This window comes from Streptomyces sp. NPDC060049, from assembly GCF_042736715.1.
Lineage (GTDB): Bacteria > Actinomycetota > Actinomycetes > Streptomycetales > Streptomycetaceae > Streptomyces.
In genome coordinates this window covers 277,117-294,654 of sequence record NZ_JBHWVV010000003.1, presented here as the reverse complement: position 1 = coordinate 294,654, position 17,538 = coordinate 277,117, and the positions used below count along the sequence as shown (strand labels likewise).

The window sequence follows — 17,538 nt, the reverse complement described above, 5'->3', positions numbered from 1 at the left end:
GGGCCCGGCTCAGCCGCTCGTCTCCCCCAGGGGCCACACGTAGGGCCCCTGGGGGTCGTCGAGCCACGACCACTGCCCTTCGGCGCTGACGGTCACCCCGAACCGCTCGCGCGACGGCCGGTCCTCGCGGCGCCACAGGTCCAGCGCCTCCCTCGGGTGCAGCGCGCCCGACGTCAGCACCAGCATGAACTGCAAGCGCTCGTTCTCCACCAGCTCGTACGGGAGCCCCTGGGGCATCCCGTAGGTGTCCGGCGGCGCCGCCGTGGCCCCGCGAAGGGGCACGAAGTACGCCGGGGTGTGCAGGAAGCGGCCCTCCGCGAGCCCGGCGTCGCGCACCGTCAGCGCGATCAGGCCGGTCGACAGCGGGGCCAGGATGCGCGCCCCGGGCCGGCACTGGCCGAGCCAGGCGTACGGGATCCGCGGGAGCGTGCAGGTCACCAGGATCCGGTCGAACGGGGCGCGGGAGGGGCAGCCGCGCGCCCCGTCTCCGGTGACGACGGCCGGCCGGTAGCCGAGCCGGGCCAGGTGGGAGCGGGCCGACTCGGTGATCTCCTCGTCCAGGTCCACCGTGGTGACGTGGTCGTCGCCGAGCCGGTGGCAGAGCAGGGCCGCGTTGTAGCCGGTGCCCGCGCCGATCTCCATCACGTCGTCCCCGTCGCGCACGTCCAGGGCCTCCAGCATCTTGGCCATCAGGGACGGCTGGCTGCTGGAGGAGACCAGCTCGCCGTCGCGCAGCCGGGTCGCGAGGGGGGCGTCGGTGTAGACCCCGCGCAGCCAGCGGGCCCGCCGCTCGGGGTCGGGGTCCTCGGACCAGATCCGTTCGTTGCCGGCGCCGCGGCCGGTGTAGAAGTACGGGACGAAGACGTGCCGGGGCACGGCGGCGAAGGCCGCCCGCCAGGCCGGATCCTCCAGCACCCCGGCGGTGGTCAGCTCCCGTACCTGGGCCGCGTGCGCGGTCTCCCGTGCGTCGCGTACACCGGCGTCTGCGCCCATGTCTCCACTGTCCTGCGGACGGCGTCCCCGGGCGACCCCGGGGCCCCCGGCGGCTCTTTGGCCGTCACGGACAGGGGTCCTAGGACCGGGGTCCTCCGTCCGGGCGTCTGAGACGATGGTCGGGTGAATGAGATTCCGCGGGGCACGGTCCAGGAGCAGACCTTCTACGAACTGGTGGGCGGCGAAGCCACCTTCCGCCGCCTGGTCCACCGCTTCTACGAAGGCGTCGCGCAGGACCCGCTGCTGCGTCCGATGTACCCGGAGGGTGACCTGGGCCCGGCCGAGGAGCGGTTCGCACTGTTCCTGATGCAGTACTGGGGCGGCCCGAACACCTACAGCGAGAACCGCGGCCACCCCCGCCTGCGCATGCGGCACGCGCCGTTCCAGGTGGACTCCGCGGCGCACGACGCGTGGCTGCGCCACATGCGGGTCGCGGTGGACGAGCTCGGCCTCGCGCCGGAGCACGAGGCGCAGCTGTGGCGCTACCTGACGTACGCCGCCGCGTCGATGATCAACACCGCGGGCTAGCCCGGCCGGGACCCCGTGGGCGGTCCGGTCACAGCACTAGACCGGCCGGACCAGGAGGGCGCCGAGGCCGCCGGGGCGGCGCGCGGCGATCGAGCCGTACGGGGTGCGCAGCCGGAGCCAGCCCCCGGCGGCGAACAGCGCGAGGGGCTCGGGGGCGCCGGTGGGGGCGGTGGCGGCGGCGGGCACGGGGGACCGTACCGGCCGCAGGAAACCCAGGGACTGCGCGGCGTGCGCGGCGCGCAGCGGAAGCTCGGTGTCCCCCAGCGTGCGGGACCAGATCTCACGGCCGATGCGGTCGCGCTCGGAGCGGGTCCGGTGCTGCGGGGGCAGGGCCTCGTCACGGGCCCGGAACTCGGCGACGGCGGCCGTCAGGGCCTCGCGCACGGCCTCGGGGCCGGGCAGCCCGGACACCTGCCGCCAGCCCGCGCGGGGCGGGAGCACCCCGGCCCAGGGCGGTCCGGTGACGGGCGCGGGGACGACGGCGCCGGCCTCCCGGCCCTCGTCGACGGACTCCAGGAGCTCGCCGGCGGAAACGGTCAGGTCCAACGGGGCCGGGACGGGCGCGGCGAGCCGCACCGTGCGGATGGCCAGCACGTCGAAGGACGGCGGCCGCCCGAAGACGGCGAGCGCGCCGCCGCCGGCCTGCGCCTGCAGGCGGACGGCGGCGGCGCGGTCGTAGTGCACCAGCCGGCCCAGGAAGGCGGCGAGGTCCGCCGCCTCCCCGGAATCGGCGAAGTGCAGCTGCTCGTTCATGCCGCGATGCCCCTGGCGGTCGCGGCGGAGCCGGTCGCGGGCTCGTCCAGGTACTCCTGGAGGAAGAGCTTCTCCTCGGCCGTGATGCGGCGGGGCCGCCCCTCGACGAGGTTGTACGGCACGACGACGGTCTCGGCGCGCACGTAGACCGTCTCCGGGCTCTCCGCGGTTGCCTCGTCCTTGACCTCGTAGCGGATGGTCAGGGACGCGGCACCTATCCGGGTCACCCAGGATTCGATGAGCACCGGCTCGTGGCGGTGCACGAGGGGCAGCTTGTAGTCGATCTCGTGGCGGGCCACGACGGAACCGCCCGTGAAGGACTCACTGCCCTCCCCCGGCGCGAGGCGGAACATGAAGTCGATCCGCGCCTCCTCCAGATAGCGGAGGAAGACGACGTTGTTGACGTGCCCGAAGGCATCCATGTCCGCCCAGCGCAGGGGGCATCGGTAGTGGTGTCTGGCCATGGCCTGCGACCTCAGCCCTCAGCCTCGGGTGAGCTTCTTGTAGGTGGCGCGGTGCGGACGGGTGGCGTCCGCGCCGAGCCGCTCGACCTTGTTCTTCTCGTACGACTCGAAGTTGCCCTCGAACCAGTACCACTTGGACTCGCCCTCGTACGCCAGGATGTGCGTGGCGACCCGGTCCAGGAACCACCGGTCGTGGGAGATGACCACGGCCGCACCCGGGAACTCCAGGAGCGCGTTCTCGAGCGAGGACAGGGTCTCGACGTCGAGGTCGTTGGTGGGCTCGTCGAGGAGCAGCAGGTTGCCGCCCTCCTTGAGCGTCAGCGCCAGGTTCAGGCGGTTGCGCTCACCACCGGACAGGATGCCGGCTGCCTTCTGCTGGTCCGGACCCTTGAAGCCGAAGGCGCTGACGTACGCGCGCGACGGCATCTCGACCTGGCCCACGTTGATGTAGTCCAGCTCGTCCGACACGACGGCCCAGAGGGACTTCTTCGGGTCGATGTTGGCGCGGCTCTGGTCGACGTACGAGATCTTGACGGTCTCGCCGACCTTGACCGAGCCGGAGTCCGGCTCCTCCAGGCCCAGGAGCATCTTGAAGAGCGTGGTCTTGCCGGCGCCGTTCGGGCCGATGATGCCCACGATGCCGTTGCGCGGCAGCGTGAAGGACAGGTCGTCGACCAGGACCTTCTCACCGAACGCCTTGGAGAGGTTGTTGACCTCGACCACGATCGAGCCCAGACGCGGGCCCGGCGGGATCTGGATCTCCTCGAAGTCCAGCTTCCGCATCTTGTCCGCTTCGGCAGCCATCTCCTCGTAGCGGGCGAGGCGGGCCTTGGACTTGGTCTGACGGCCCTTGGCGTTGGAGCGGACCCACTCCAGCTCTTCCTTGAGGCGCTTCTGGCGCTTCTCGTCCTTGCGGCCCTCGACCTTGAGGCGGGTGGCCTTCTTCTCCAGGTAGGTGGAGTAGTTGCCCTCGTACGGGTGGGCGCGGCCGCGGTCGAGCTCGAGGATCCACTCGGCGACGTTGTTCAGGAAGTACCGGTCGTGGGTGACGGCCACGACGGCGCCCTTGTACTGCGAGAGGTGCTGCTCCAGCCAGTTCACCGACTCGGCGTCGAGGTGGTTGGTGGGCTCGTCGAGGAGGAGCAGGTCCGGGGCCTCGATCAGCAGCTTGCAGAGCGCGACACGGCGCTTCTCGCCACCGGAGAGGTTGGTGACGGGCCAGTCGCCGGGCGGGCAGCCCAGGGCGTCCATGGCCTGCTCGAGCTGGGCGTCGAGGTCCCAGGCGTTGGCGTGGTCCAGGATCTCCTGGAGCTTGCCCATCTCGTCCATGAGCGCGTCGGTGTAGTCGGTCGCCATTTCCTCGGCGACCTCGTTGAAGCGCCTCAGCTTGCCCATGATCTCGGCAGCGCCGTCCTGGACGTTCTCCAGGACCGTCTTCGACTCGTCGAGCTTGGGCTCCTGCATGAGGATGCCGACGGTGAAGCCGGGAGACAGGTAGGCCTCGCCGTTGGACGGCTGCTCCAGACCCGCCATGATCTTGAGCACGGTGGACTTACCGGCGCCGTTCGGGCCGACCACACCGATCTTCGCGCCGGGCAGGAAGTTCAGGGTGACGTCATCAAGAATCACCTTGTCGCCGTGCGCCTTGCGCGTCTTGCGCATGGTGTAGATGAACTCAGCCAAGAGAAACCGTCCGGCAGATCGATGGGTGGGCAGATACACCCCATCTTGCCTGACGTCCATCCCCGGGGGGAAACCCGTACGGTCCCGGGGCCCTGACCTGGGCACCGACCGGAGGGGGACCTGACGGTCGTGGCCGTCATTCGTCGCCCTTGGCCGTCTCCGGCCCCCCTCTGACGGCCCGGGGACGGCCCGGCGGCAAGCGGCCGACGGCCCGTTCTTGCAGGTGGCGGCCCTAGCGGTTCCGCCAATTGACGAAGGACGCCTCGTCCTGCAGGTCCATGCTGATCTTCCCCTGTCGAAAGGCCGTATCGCTCAGGAGCCTACGAAGGAACTCGGCCATCCCGAGGGGGTGCAACTGCATCTCGGGGCTGGTGTGCCTTCCGCATATCAGGACAGGCCATTGATCCGGGTCGTCATCCGTGGTCACCCAGCAGTAGATGTCCGCGCCCGACGTCACGCCCCACGCCAGAATGGACCCGGGGTCCACCTCGAAGTCGGCGTCGTCGCAGCACATCTCCCAGGTCTCGCGAGCGATCTCCGTCTCGTCCTGCAGGCCTGGGCCTGCCGTGTACGGGTACCCGTCAGCCTGCAGTGACGGCAGCAGAACGCTGATCCCGTCGCTGATCACGCCAGACCCGTACACCTCCATGAAGCAGACGTAGTCCGAGGGGAATCGGGTCCCCCAGGCCGCCTCGACCTCACCCCAGTCGACCCGCTCGTCAACCCCGTGAGTCACCGGCATGAGCTCGGCAAGCGCCGCCACCGCGTCCGTCCCGCGCATGTCCCACCCTTCGTCCCGCCGCCCGCATCGTGCGGCGCGTCGTATCCGAGGGCCCAACCTACGAAGCCAGGCTCTGCAGCGAATCTCCGGGGCTCCACCTCCGGAGCCTCAAGATCCGAAAGAGACGCCCTACGCCTGGCGATCCGACGGCCCGAGCGAGGCCAAAGCATCCGCCACCGCCCGCATCTCCCAATGCCCACGCCCCGCTGACATCCGTGTGGAGAGCACCGTGGCCGATCAACCCGACCCCCGCGCCACGCTGCGCGGCGGACTCCCCGACCTGTACCTCACACCCGACGACATCGCCGAACTCTTCGACGTCCCACTGGAGACCGTCTACCAGTGGCGCAAGAAGCGCACCGGACCGCCCGGATTCCGGATCGGCAAGCACGTTCGGTACGACCCCGCCGAGGTCTACGCCTGGATCGCTGAACAGAAACGGGCGGACCTCAGCCAAGCCGCTTACCCCCACCACAACCGCCGAGGGCGGGCCCACGCGTGCCCGCCCTCGCTCCGTACACCCGGAAAGGCACACCAACGTGGCAGGCCACATCCAAGACCGCTGGTACAAGACCGAAGTCAACGCCAGCGGCAAGCCCGTCCGCATCAAGACCGACCGCCACGGCACCGGACTGCGCTACCGAGCCCGATACATCGGTCCCGACGGCACCGAGAAGAGCAAGTCCTTCCGTGACCGTGAGAAGCGCCTGGCGGACCAGTGGCTCGCCCAGGTCGAGGCGGACATGGCGCGCGGGCAGTACGTGCGATCCTCGTGCTGGCCGCATCACCTTCCAGCAGCTCGCCGAGAAGCGGGTGTCCAAGCTGACTTCGGACGAGGTCAGCCGTACGGCGGTTGAGTCGCGGCTCCGGCTGCACGCCTACCCCCACATCGGCACCCGCCCACTCGGTTCCTTCCAGCCCGCGCACATCCGCGACTGGCTCGGCGAGTTGCCCGGAGCATCGCTGTCCGCGAACTACCGGCGGGCGATCTTCGAGAACGCGCCCTCGGTCCTGAACGCGGCCGTGGACGACGGGATCCTCCGGCAGAACCCGTGCCGAGCCACGTCGGTCAAGTCGCCCCAAGCCGTGCTTCCCGAGTGAAGCCCTGGACAGCGGAGCAGTTGTTCGGGTGCGGACCGGACTGCCTGCTCAGTACCGCGCCATGGCGGCCCTCGGGAGCGGCTCCGGGCTGCGGCAGGGAGAGATCTTCGGACTGCCCCTCGATGAGATCGGCTTCCTCACGGGCTGGCTGACGTCGGCTTCCAGGTCAAGCGCGTGCACGGGACGCTCGTCTTCGCTCCGCCGGAGCGCGGGAAGGTCCGTGACGTTCCCCTGCCCAAGACGGTCACGCACGCGCTCACGGAGCACATGCGGTGCTTCCCTCCGGTCAAGGTCACCCTTCCGTGGCTAACGCCGGACGGGCCCCCGCTGACCAAGGAGCTGGTCTTCACCAGTACGGCGGGCAACGCGGTCTGGCGGAGCGCCTTCAACGACCAGACATGGAAGCCCGCGCTCGCGGCGGCCGGCATCATCCCGGAGCCCGAGAAGGGCGAGCGGTACGCGTCGGCCCGCGAGCACGGGATGCACGCCCTAAGGCACTTCTACGCGTCCGTGCTCCTGGACGCTAGGGAGAGCATCAAGGCGCTCAGTACGTACCTGGGGCACAGCGATCCCGGGTTCACACTCAAGGTCTGTACGCACTTGATGCCAAGCAGTCAGGGCCGAACCCGGAGGGCGGTCGACAGCGTCCTCTCAGAGGCAGAAGAACCGATGGCGCTGCGCTGAGTGCAGGGCCGACCCTTCGGAGGGAATCGTGGACAGCACCTTGGTGCACTCGCAGGCACAACAATCGCTGTAGCGGGCACTCTCCTCGCCCCCATCCTGTCGCAGCGGCTTGTCACACGCGCCGAATCGAACCGCTTCGAACGTCAAGAACGTGCGGCCACTACCCGGTGGGCCCGCAAGCAACAGGTCGTAGAACTAGGCAAGCGGCGTGACTGCTACGTGACCGCAAACTCTGGCTACCGCCGCTACCGCATCGAACTCATGAAGTATCTGTGGCTTGTTCACAAGGGGGAGGTCACTGTGCAGGCACGGACGGCCTTGGAAGACGCACGTCACTCGATGCACGCTTCCTTTGCCGAGGCGCAGATGGTCTCCTCCGACGGCCCACAGACGGCCCAGGCGGCATCAGACGGCCCCCCGATCGCGGTTCCGCCGCAGGTGCGGGGCAGTTTTCCGTGATCCAGTGGCCAGTAACACCCCACATTGCCTGACGTACACACCTCGGGGGAAACCCGTATGGTCCCGGGGCCCTGACCTGGGCACCGGCCGCGGGGCTCCCGCGACGCGGGGCCGCACCGGGCGCGTGCCGTCCGGCGCACGTCCGCTCGGGGCTCCTCACCCGGCACCCCGCCTGGGCCGGGGTGGACGGGACCCGCCGCCCGCTCCCCCGGACCGGGTCCGCGAAAGGGCCCCCGGAGCCCCGTACGGCACGGCAGGATGACGTGGGACGGGGAGTCGCCGGGCGCCGCGGCCGAGGGGGAACCATGGGCAACGGGCTGATCGCGCTCGGCGCCGCCGTCGTCGGCGTGGCCGGGACGCTGCTGGCGACGCTGCTGTCCCAGCGGATGCTGGGCCGCGTGCAGGCCGCGCAGTTCGAGCGGGAGCAGCAGGTCGCCCACACACGGTGGGTGCGGGAGCGGGAACTGGCGGACCTGGACCGTCGGCGCGAGTGCTACACGGCGGCGAACGCCGCGTACCGGCGCTACCGGATCGCCCTCATGTACTTCTTGTGGGTCGTGCACCGGGAGCAGGTCGACCCGCAGGAGCGGGAGGCGGTGGAGGAGGCCCGCAACGCCCACCACGCCGCCTTCGCGGAGGCCCAGATGATCGCTTCGGCCGCCGTGCTCGTGGAGTTGGACCTGATGACGAGGGCCATGGCGGGGACCTACGCCCGCACGATGCGCCTGGCGGAGGGGGAACCCGAGCCGCACGGTTCGTTCGAGGAGCTCCACGCCGAGCTCATCGCGCTCACCGGACGCTGGGAGGGCATGCGGGGTGCGATGCGGGCCGATCTGGGTGTGGAGGCCTGAGGGGTGCGGCCCGGGCCGGTGCCTCGTTCGGGAGGCGCTCCGGGGGCCGGGGCGCGGGGTGTCAGCGCGGGCGGTACACCGTGAGGGCGTCCGGCAGCTCGTCCAGGACGAGGGCTCGCGGGGCGCGCGCGTATTCGCCGTCGTAGGCGAGCGGGGTCCCGGCCGGGATGTCACCGACGCGCAGGCTGCGCAGCCGGGTCGCGGCATGGACGGGTGAGCGGCTCAGCGGCCCCGCGAACGCGGCGGCGAGCATGCGGGGGCCCGGGCGGCCGCCGCCGTAGACGAGCCGGACGTCGAGCAGGCCCTCCCCCAGGCTCTTGCGGTAGCGGGGCGCCGGACCCGTCCCCTGGTAAGTGCCGTTGCCCGCGAAGAGCAGCCAGACACTGCGCGGGCGACCGGCCAGCGTGAGCCGCACGGGGCGCTGGGCGCGCAGCACCCGCCAGGCCGCCAGCAGGGCGGCGGGGCCGCCGCCGATCCGGGGCGCCCAGCGGAGCCGGTGTCCCAGCAGCTCCGGGTAGGCCCCGATGCTGAAGTTGTTCAGGAAGTACCCGGCCCTCGTGTCCTCGGCGTCCGGGCCGCCCGTGCCGGGGCCCGGGGTGAAGCGGCCGACGCCGATGTGGACGGCGTGTCCGGCCGCCACGGCCCGGCAGGTGTCCTCGGCGCCGACGAGGCCGAGGTCGATCGCGAAGTGGTTGAGCGTGCCGCCGGGGAAGACCGCCAGCGGGATCCCGGCGCGCAGCGCGGCGGTGGCGGCGGCGTTGACCGTACCGTCGCCGCCGCACACGCCGAGCACGGCGGACCGGGCGGCAGCCGAGGCGAGTTCGGCGGCGAGTTCCGACCCCTGGCACTCGACGACCTCGGCCTTGGGCAGCCGCTCCCGCACCACATCGAGCCCCGCGGCGGCAGCCGTGCCCGATCCGGTGTTGACGACGATCGTGAGCCCGGAGCCGTCGGGCAGCGCCGGCGCGGCGGGGGCCGGACGCTCGTCACCCGGCACGATCCGGGCCTGTTCGGCCTCCCGTGTGAGGCGGCGTACGACGAGTCCGGCCGCCACCCCCAGCGCGGCGCCGGCGAGTACGTCGGAGGGGTAGTGGACCCCCGTGTACACCCGCGAGAAGGCGACGGAGGCGGCGACCGGCGCCAGCGCGGCGCCCCACACCGGGGACTCCAGGGCCACCCCGGCGGTGAAGGCGAACGCGGACGCCGAATGCCCCGAGGGGAAGGAGGTGGTCCGCGGCTGCGTGGTGAGCTGCCGCACGGCGGGCACCCCGTCCAGCAGGGGGCGCGGCCGACGTACGGACCACTTGCCGACGGTGTTGATGGTGGCGGAGGCGAGCGCCAGGGAGGCGAGCCCCCGCACGGCGGCCTTGCGGGCTCCGGCCGAGCCCAGGACGGCGATGGCCGCGGCGGTCCCGCCCCACAGCACCCCGTGGTTCGCGGCCCGCCCTAGCCGCGGGAGCACCCGGTCGGCCCCCGGCCAGTGCCGCCGGGCCACCACGTCGAACAGCCAGCGGTCCCCCCGCACGACCGCTCCTTGCCATGTCAGCTCTTGATCAGCCATTTACCGCCCCTACCCGCGCGTCGGCATCCGAACCGGCTCCGCCGCCACCCGGCCCTCAGGCCGTGCCCGTGCCCGTGTCCGTACTCGTACCCGTGCCCGTACCCGTGCCCGTACCCGTGCCCGTTCGTGGTCTTGTTCCCGTTTCTTGTTCCGCCACCGCTCCCGGTGCCGTCACCGCTCCCGCTCTTAGCCCTCGTTTCCCGTCCCCGTCCTGCCTCCGCCACCGTGACCGTGACCGTCCCGGCCGTCAGCCTTCGCTACTCGGGTGCCTGACCCCGCCGGGGGGCGAGGTCCTCCTCCAGGGGGCGCTTGCGCAGGAGCAGGACGACCAGGCCTCCCAAGACCACGAGGCCCACCGCCAGGGAGGCGATCACCGGCGTGGCCGCCGAGCTGCCGCTGGAGGCCAGCCGCTCCTCCGAGGTGTCCGGGCCCGCCGCCGGGGCGGGTGCGGACAGCCCGCCGAGCGTTGTCACCGCCGCGCCCGTGGCCGGGGCACCGTCCGGCTTGACGGCGGGCGGCTGCGGCCAACGCGCCGTCGCCGTGGCCGCGGCGGCGGACTCGCTGGACCCGGCGACGATCTGGACCTGGGCCGGGACCCCGCTGGTGAAGACCCGCCCCACCGGTACCCGGGTGGAGCCGCGCACGGTGACCGAGGCGGTGCCGTCCGGCGTCCCCACCGGCACCTCGAAGTACAGCTCGCTGCCGTTGGCGGCGACGGAGACCGGCCGTCCCTCGGCGTCCACCACCCGCACGCCCATGGCCGCGGCCGCGGCGTCCGGGGTCACGCTCACGCCGTGCGCGCTCGTCCGCACGGTGACGGGCCCGATCCGGGTGCCCAGCGGCCCCGACACCTCGCCCGGGTCCACCGCGAGCGACGCCGGCGGCTCCGGCAGCCGGCCCGCCTCCCGCTGGAGGTAGTCCGCCAGCTTCTCCGCCTGCGGGTCGGCCGCCTCCACGCGCACGCCGTCCGCCAGCCGCCAGATGGCCACCTGGGTGCCGGCCGCCGCGCTCTCCGCGGTGAGCGAGGCCGCCCCCGCCGCCTTGGCGAGCCCGGCCAGATCGTTCAGCTGGGGGTAGGAGTGCTCCAGGACCCACCGGATCCGGCCCGCCTCGTCGTTCCCGGCGAGCGGCGTACCCCTCCACCCGCTCTCCGTGTACCGGGTCTGGGGCTGCGCGTTGCCCGCGACCCCGACGCCGTACGTCTGGAGCATCCCGCCGCCGTCGACCCGCATCTCGTACAGCCCGGCAGGAATCTGCCGCACCGAGCCGTCCGCGCCGCGCAGGACCGCCTGTCCGTACGTCTTCAGCCCGTCCAGCACGGCGCTCGCGCCCTCCGGCGCCCGTGACGCGGCCGGGCCTCCGGCGGCGGCCGCCCCGGCTCCCGGCGCCGCCGCCAGCGCGGCGGCGAGCAGCGCCATCGTGAGCGGGCGCCGCGCGGCGCCTCGTACGGCCGTGCCGGCCGTGGCGCGCGGGGGCGCAGGAGCCCGGGCGGAGGCGAAGTCCGTACCGGGAGCCGGCGCCGCGGCGGCGACGACGGCCGGGGTGACGAGCACGGCGACACCGGGAGCGATAGCAGGAGCAACAGCGGGAGCGACAGCGGTAACAGGATCGGTGAAAGGAGCCGGAACAGGAGCGGGAGCAGGAACGGAGGGTGCGGGAACGGCAATCGACACAGTCTTCCCCTTCGGGCCGAAGGCCCAGGTGCCCGTGAGTACCGGGGAATCCTAGCCTCCTCGAACACTCAGACCACCGCCGCCTTCTGAGTACCCATCAGCGGCGTGTCCGTCCTGACGACCCGCCGGAAGGCCGCCGTGCCGCGGTTCAGGTCGTGCCCGATGGCGGTCGCGTCGATCTGCGCCGAGAACCGCTTGTTTCCCTCCCCGTCGGGCGGGTCCTCGCGCACCCGCAGCCGCCCGTGCACCACCAGCGGTTCGCCGACGGAAACGGATCCCGCGAGGTTCACCGCGAGGCCGCGTCGGGCCCACACCGTGTAGAAGCTGGTGGGCGCGTCCGCCCAGGCTTCCTTCTTCCGGTCGAAGTACCTCGGGGTCACCGCGAAGCGGAAGCGGGCGGCGGGACCGCTCGCCGTCTCCTTGTAGTCGATCTGCGTGGCCACGTAACCGACCAGCGTCACCTGGGTGTCATTCATCCCGGCCGTCCTCCCGGAGCCGCGGCCGCGCGCTCGACGAAGCGCCGGCCCGACCCGCATTCCGTACCCGTCCGGACCATCCGCACGAGGTACGACCATGCTGGACCGGTCCGCCGGAGTCCGCCGGAGCCTGTGGATTACTGGCGGGTTGTGGACAACCTCGCCACCGTCGCGTACTGCTCGCGCACCTCCCGGTAGCGCAGAAGCTCGGCGGCCACCGGCTCCAGCACCCGGGCCCGGCCGCAGCCGGCCGCCGCCTGCCGCAGCCGCCGCTCCGCGTCCTGCCCGTACCGCCTCGCCGGGCCCCGGGCCCCGATCGAGCAGGCCCACTCCACCAGCGGTCCGCCGACGATGCCCGCCACCATCAGCAGCACCGGCGGCATCAGCCACGGCTCCAGGACCCCGGCGATCTGTCCGACCAGCCAGAGCCCGCCGTAGATCTGGAGCAGCGTCATGGCCGCCTGCGCGAGCACGGCCGCCGGCCACCAGGAGGGCCGCGGCGGCTTGGCGCTGGGCAGCGTGACCGCGGTGCCCAGGGTCACCGCGATCTCGTCCAGCGCCTCCGGGAGCCCCTCGGCGCCGCGGACCGCGGTCTCCCGTACGGCCTGTGCCCACGGGTCGGGCAGGCCGAGGACCGCCTCGTCGGCAACGGTCCGCACGGCCTGCTCGACGCGCTGGCGGGCCGTCACCTCCTCCTCGACCGGTGGTTCGGCGGCCAACGGCGAGCGTCCGATCGCCGCGAGGGCGGCCAGGCCGGCCAGCGTGCGCGGGGCGCGCCGGCTCTCGTACCAGCGCCACAGGCGCAACCACGGTGTCCCGCACGCCCTTCCGGCATTGCGCCGCCATGCCCGCTCGGCGGCGAGTCCGGCCGCATACGCCCCGACGGCCTCGGCGAGCCGGTCCTCGAACTCGGCGCGCGCCGTTTCGCCGATCTCCGGCCCGGGGTGGCCGTCGGCGACGTAGAGCGGGCGCAGGCGCGCGGCGGCCTTGTCGACGTCGGCGGAGATCCGCCGGGTCGCGGCGCCCTTCTCCTGGGTGAACTGTCCGAGGAGCTCGCGCAGTTCCGCGACTCCTTCACCCGTAAGAGCGGAAATCCCAAGGACGGTGGCTCCGGGTTCGCCGTGCTCGCCGAGGGCGATCCCGTCGTCGTCGAGGAGCCGGCGCAGGTCGTCCAGTACCAGGTCCGCGGCCTCTCCGGGCAGCCGGTCCACCTGGTTCAGCACGACGAAGGTCACCTCCGCGTGCCCCGCCAGCGGTCGCAGGTACCGCTCGTGGAGCACCGCGTCCGCGTACTTCTCCGGATCCACCACCCACACCACGGCGTCGACCAGCGCCAGCACCCGGTCCACGTGGTCGCGGTGGGCACCGACCGCCGAGTCCAGGTCGGGCAGGTCGACGAGGACCATGCCGCGCAGGGCCTCGGCTTCCGCGGTCTCGCGGGGACGGCGGCGCAGCCGTCCGGGGATCTCCAGCCGGTCGAGCAGGCCCGCCGCGCCGTCGGACCAGCTGCACGCGATGGGTGCGGCGGTCGTCGGCCTGCGCAGGCCGGTCTCGGAGATCTGCACTCCGGCGAGGTAGTTGAAGAGGGTGGACTTGCCGCTTCCGGTGGCGCCGGCGATGGCGACGACCGTGTGCTGCGCCGACAGTCCGCGGCGCGCCGCCGCCTCGTCCAGCACCCGTCCGGCCTCGGCGAGGGTCTTGCCGTCGAGCCGGGTCCTGGACAGCCCGACGAGCTGGCGCAGCGCCTCGAGGCGCGTGCGCAGCGCCTGGTTCTCGGGGCTGAGCGGCGGAGCGGGCGCCTTGCCGCTGTCGTTCGCGGCGCCGGAGACCGCCCGAACGAGTGCGTCGTCCCCTTCTTCATCTTCGCCGCTCACGGGCCCCTCGTCGGCGGCCGGGGGGCGTGAGCGCGCGATGAGTCCGTCGTCCCAGCGGTCGTCGGTGCGGTCGGTCAGGGCGGTCACCGCGTCACCTCTCCTTCTGCAATAGGGACAGGGCGGCGATCAGCTCGGCCTGGGGTTCGGGGCTCACTTCGAGCGCCTCGATGGGGGCGAGGCGGCGGTCGCGTTCGGCACGCAACACCTGGTCGAGGTGTTCGCCGACGAGTTCGCCGCCCCGGTCGCGCAGGCGTACGGCGGCCTGTACGCCGATCCGCTCGGCGAGCTTCTCCCCCGCCGGGCGGGCCCGCTTGCCTCCGAGGAGGGCGGCGACCAGCAGGGCGGCGACCCCGTCCGGGTCGGGCGCGGGCTGCTTCTCCAGCCGCGCCACCTCCTCCTCGGCGAGTTCCTCCAGCACGCGCCGCCAGCGCCGTACCGCCATGCCGATACGTTCCGCCGCCTCCCGATCGGGGGCGGGCAGTACGACGGCGCCCGCGGCGGGCTCGCGCCGCCAGGCGTCGGCGATCCGCTCGTCGGCGGCTGCCACGGCGCACTGGAGGAGGGCGGCGAGGGATTCGGCGAGCGAGTCGAGGAGTTCGTCGGCGCTGGTGTCGAGCGGGTAGCCGCGCCAGCGGGTCAGCGCGTCGCCGGCGAGTACCGCGCCCCGGTCGAGCCGGTTGCGGACCCTCTTGCCCTCCCTCTTGTACGCGTCTTCGACCGCGGAAGTCAGCCGTACGGCGGCAGCGTGCTGGGCGGCGACCGCCGAAGCGAGCTCCGGCATCCTGCGCCCGAGGGAATCGAGCGCGCCGAGCGCCGTCCGCCCGACGGCGTACTGGCGGGCGGCCGGATCCTGCGCGTGGTGGGCGAGCCAGGCGAACAGCGGCGCGACGGCGCTCGCGGGCAGGAGCCCGCCGCCGCCGGCCGATTCGGGCAGCTCGGGAACGGTGAAGCGGGGTACGTCGCCCAGCCCGGCCCGCGTGAGCAGGGCCCCGTACTGCCGGGAGACCTCGGCGAGCACCTGGTGCGGGACCCGGTCGAGGACGGTGATGAGGGTGGCCTTGTACTGCTTGGCGGTCCGCAGGAGGTGCCAGGGCACGGCGTCGGCGTACCGCGAGGCGGTGGTGACCATGACCCAGACGTCGGCGGCGCAGATGAGTTCGGCGGCGAGCGTCCGGTTGTCGACGACGAGGGAGTCGATGTCGGGGGCGTCGAGGATGGCGAGGCCGCGGGGCAGGGTGGACACGGTCTCGATGCGTACCTCACGAGTGGCGGACCCGTGGCCGTTCGCTTGCTTGCGGGGGATCCTGCGGGTGTTCGGCAGGGGCTCCTCCTCGCCCTGCGGAGCCCAGACGCGCATCAGATCGGGCAGGATGCGCATCCCGGCGAACCAGTGATGATCATCCGGATGGCAGACAAGCACGGGGGTGCGCGTCGTGGGCCGGAGTACCCCGGCCTCACTCACTTGGCGCCCTACGAGGGAGTTGACGAGGGTGGACTTACCGGCTCCGGTGGACCCGCCGACGACGGCGAGCAGCGGCGCCTCCGGCGCCTTCAGCCGGGGTACGAGGTAGTCGTCGAGCTGCGCGAGCAGCTCGGCTCTGGTCTGGCGGGCGCGGGGAGCGCCGGGCAAGGGCAGCGGCAGACGCACGGACGCGACCCGGTCGCGCAGGGCGGACAGGGCATCGAGCAGCTGAGGCCGAACATCCAAGGTCACCACATGCGAAGAATGCCCAATTTAGGACCATTTTTGAAGCTTATACGTCCTCTGCGCGCCGACCGCGACTCCAGCGGGACATCCTGGACAGTGCGGACGAGTGGGGCGCAGGCATAACGAGTGCACAACACCCAGCGCGCCACGACGCAAAAGCGGTGCGAGAATCGCACCTGCCTGCGATTATCGGGACCGCTTCACCGAACCTCCACATCGTGGCACGCGAGTGAAGCAACCGGGACAAGGCAACCGGAGCCCTATCCTTGACCCGGCACGGACCACAGTCCCACCCCCACCCAGGGGCTCCAGGCCACCACGGCCACCTTCCGGCCCCCGTAGCTCAGTGGATAGAGCAGGTGCCTTCTAAGCACTTGGCCGCAGGTTCGAGTCCTGCCGGGGGCACTCTTCACGTCCCACTCCCAGCCCTCCCTCCGGGGAGGGCTTTTGTGCAGGTCAGGGCAACCTAGCGAGGCTGCGGTAGCGACGGCGTAAGCGCATCCGGCCACCGGTCCGGCCCGTCGGGTCGGCTTTCACGCACCCGGCACGACGGGCTTGCCGGGGCACGCGGGGCGTTGGAGGCGCGCGGGGCGTTCGGGGCGCGGCCGGCTACTCGAAGGCCTTGACCGCCTGGTAGTAAGTCCACGCGGTGCCGTCGCATGAGACCTTCCGGGCGCCGGAGTAGTGGGCGCAGACCCGCTTCAGGTCCGCGTGGAACATGCCGTCCAGCCGGGACTTGACGGCTGTGAACTCCCCCGCCGTCTTGTAGTTGCGGTAACCGAAGTCATGGCGGGCGCATGCCATACGGAAGGGGAAGCCGAAGGGGTTGTCCGGGGAGGTCGTGCAGTAGTCCGTAGACCAGTCGAAGCCGTACGCCTGCCACCCGTCCCGGTGCTCGCGCGCCGCGGTCCAGGACTCGTAACTGGCGCCGCTCCCCTGGGTCCAGCCGGTCAGCACGTGCGGCTTGTCGGCCGGGACCGCGGCGGCGGCGGACGCGGGCGGAGCGAAGGCCAGGGCAGCGGAGACCGCGAGCACCGTGGCAGCGGCGGCGCGCGTGAGGGAGAGCGCGCGGGCAGGGGCCAGGCCGGAGGCCAGGGTGACGGCCCGGGCAGGGGCGGCGGTTGGGGTGGTGGCCTGAGCAGGGGCCGAGGCCAGGGTGACGGCCTGGGCAGGGGCCGAGGCCACGTTGACGGCCTGGGCAGGGGCGGCGGTTGGGGTGGGGCGTCGGCGCACGCACCGTCTAACGACGCGCGCCACCGCGGGTGCCGGGGCAGGACATGCGCCCGTCCGGCGCCGGGGCGAGGGCGGAAGCCTACGGGTACTACTGGGCGTTGGTCGCGTCCAGCACGTTGGTCCACCTCGCACCCGGCGGCCGGGTCGCGGCCTCGGTGCTGAGGTGTAGCTGGTCCGTGCAGGCCTTCCCAGGTGCTCAGTTGCCGGCGGAGCGCGCCCAATTGCGGCCTCCTGAGGGGTGTTCGTCCTTGTCCGGCGCGGCGGCCCGCCTCTGGGGAGACCTCGGTGGCGGAGGCGGACGCGGCGGCGAGCAGGGCGGCGAGGGCGGTCATGAGGAGGCGGATTCTGTGGACGCGGAGGTTGCGCAAGGCGGGAAGGAACATGAATCCATCGTCCGCGCGCACCCGTCTCGTCGTCGTCACCCTCAGGTCGTCTGATTCGCAAGGGACTTGAGAGTCACCGGCTCGCCTGCCCTGGATCTTCCCCGGCTGACCCGAGCGCCCTGGTACAAGGACGGCGACCGCCGCGACACCCCGCAGGCGGTGAGCCCCGGCTGACAGGAGCCGAAGCCCGGCCCACAGGACATCGCGCCGAGCAACTCCCCCGAATCGAGGTTGGAGGGGTCGGATGTGAGCTCGTGCGAGCGATCACGCCCCCTCTGCCGCAGAACCGAGACAGGACTCAGGTATGAGTCGATGTCACCCTTCCGGCAGAGT

Annotated in this window: 13 protein-coding genes, 1 tRNA gene and 2 pseudogenes; 5 read left to right on the top strand and 11 right to left on the bottom strand. The window is 72.3% G+C overall.

Annotated elements, in window-relative coordinates; all coding sequences use genetic code 11:
• Nucleotides 1-9 precede the first annotated feature (9 nt).
• Entirely contained in the window at nucleotides 10-993 is a 984-nt protein-coding gene (locus tag ACFWBY_RS06585; protein WP_385341102.1) for a methyltransferase domain-containing protein, read from the bottom strand.
• A 123-nt stretch (nucleotides 994-1,116) separates the two neighbouring features.
• On the opposite strand from ACFWBY_RS06585, the gene ACFWBY_RS06580 reads away from it, so the two are divergent.
• Nucleotides 1,117-1,521, top strand: coding sequence for a globin (locus ACFWBY_RS06580; protein ID WP_385341100.1), 405 nt, complete (start codon nucleotides 1,117-1,119; stop codon nucleotides 1,519-1,521).
• A gap of 36 nt (nucleotides 1,522-1,557) precedes the next feature.
• On the opposite strand, the gene ACFWBY_RS06575 is transcribed toward ACFWBY_RS06580, so the two are convergent.
• The 4 genes from ACFWBY_RS06575 to ACFWBY_RS06560 all read right to left on the bottom strand — a co-directional run bounded on the left by ACFWBY_RS06575 (nucleotide 1,558) and on the right by ACFWBY_RS06560 (nucleotide 5,202).
• Nucleotides 1,558-2,274 (bottom strand): hypothetical protein, encoded by a 717-nt coding sequence (locus tag ACFWBY_RS06575; RefSeq protein ID WP_385341099.1) that lies wholly within the window; start codon nucleotides 2,272-2,274, stop codon nucleotides 1,558-1,560.
• Nucleotides 2,271-2,738, bottom strand: coding sequence for an acyl-CoA thioesterase (locus ACFWBY_RS06570; protein ID WP_385341097.1), 468 nt, complete (start codon nucleotides 2,736-2,738; stop codon nucleotides 2,271-2,273). The genes ACFWBY_RS06575 and ACFWBY_RS06570 overlap by 4 nt, the downstream gene beginning before the upstream one ends.
• Before the next feature lie 18 nt (nucleotides 2,739-2,756).
• Nucleotides 2,757-4,421: an energy-dependent translational throttle protein EttA gene (gene ettA, locus ACFWBY_RS06565; RefSeq protein ID WP_385341096.1), complete on the bottom strand. Its 1,665-nt coding sequence runs from the start codon at nucleotides 4,419-4,421 to the stop codon at nucleotides 2,757-2,759.
• 232 nt (nucleotides 4,422-4,653) lie between these two features.
• Nucleotides 4,654-5,202 (bottom strand): SMI1/KNR4 family protein, encoded by a 549-nt coding sequence (locus tag ACFWBY_RS06560; protein ID WP_385341094.1) that lies wholly within the window; start codon nucleotides 5,200-5,202, stop codon nucleotides 4,654-4,656.
• Nucleotides 5,203-5,419: 217 nt separating this feature from the next.
• On the opposite strand from ACFWBY_RS06560, the pseudogene ACFWBY_RS06555 reads away from it, so the two are divergent.
• From ACFWBY_RS06555 to ACFWBY_RS06545, 3 genes and pseudogenes are all read left to right on the top strand, one after another.
• Nucleotides 5,420-5,650 (top strand): annotated as a pseudogene (locus ACFWBY_RS06555) (helix-turn-helix transcriptional regulator); the annotation flags it as partial.
• 91 nt (nucleotides 5,651-5,741) lie between these two features.
• Nucleotides 5,742-6,987 (top strand): annotated as a pseudogene (gene xerC, locus ACFWBY_RS06550) (tyrosine recombinase XerC).
• Between the two features lie 764 nt (nucleotides 6,988-7,751).
• Complete coding sequence (locus ACFWBY_RS06545; RefSeq protein WP_385341092.1) at nucleotides 7,752-8,297, top strand: hypothetical protein; 546 nt, start codon at nucleotides 7,752-7,754, stop codon at nucleotides 8,295-8,297.
• A gap of 61 nt (nucleotides 8,298-8,358) precedes the next feature.
• On the opposite strand, the gene ACFWBY_RS06540 is transcribed toward ACFWBY_RS06545, so the two are convergent.
• The 5 genes from ACFWBY_RS06540 to ACFWBY_RS06520 all read right to left on the bottom strand — a co-directional run bounded on the left by ACFWBY_RS06540 (nucleotide 8,359) and on the right by ACFWBY_RS06520 (nucleotide 15,589).
• A complete protein-coding gene (locus tag ACFWBY_RS06540; protein WP_385341090.1) occupies nucleotides 8,359-9,858 on the bottom strand; it encodes a bifunctional phosphatase PAP2/diacylglycerol kinase family protein in 1,500 nt (499 codons plus the stop codon).
• 257 nt (nucleotides 9,859-10,115) lie between these two features.
• Nucleotides 10,116-11,411, bottom strand: coding sequence for a thioester domain-containing protein (locus ACFWBY_RS06535; protein WP_385409632.1), 1,296 nt, complete (start codon nucleotides 11,409-11,411; stop codon nucleotides 10,116-10,118).
• Nucleotides 11,412-11,599: 188 nt separating this feature from the next.
• Nucleotides 11,600-12,007, bottom strand: a complete 408-nt coding sequence (locus ACFWBY_RS06530; RefSeq protein WP_385344547.1) for a single-stranded DNA-binding protein — start codon at nucleotides 12,005-12,007, stop codon at nucleotides 11,600-11,602.
• A 137-nt stretch (nucleotides 12,008-12,144) separates the two neighbouring features.
• Nucleotides 12,145-13,968 (bottom strand): GTPase, encoded by a 1,824-nt coding sequence (locus ACFWBY_RS06525; protein ID WP_385344544.1) that lies wholly within the window; start codon nucleotides 13,966-13,968, stop codon nucleotides 12,145-12,147.
• Between the two features lie 4 nt (nucleotides 13,969-13,972).
• Nucleotides 13,973-15,589: a dynamin family protein gene (locus ACFWBY_RS06520; protein WP_385344552.1), complete on the bottom strand. Its 1,617-nt coding sequence runs from the start codon at nucleotides 15,587-15,589 to the stop codon at nucleotides 13,973-13,975.
• A gap of 332 nt (nucleotides 15,590-15,921) precedes the next feature.
• Here ACFWBY_RS06520 and ACFWBY_RS06515 point away from each other — a divergent pair.
• Nucleotides 15,922-15,994 (top strand) — tRNA-Arg (locus ACFWBY_RS06515).
• A gap of 204 nt (nucleotides 15,995-16,198) precedes the next feature.
• Here ACFWBY_RS06515 and ACFWBY_RS06510 read toward each other — a convergent pair.
• Nucleotides 16,199-16,672: a phospholipase gene (locus ACFWBY_RS06510; protein ID WP_385344550.1), complete on the bottom strand. Its 474-nt coding sequence runs from the start codon at nucleotides 16,670-16,672 to the stop codon at nucleotides 16,199-16,201.
• Nucleotides 16,673-17,538: the final 866 nt, after the last annotated feature.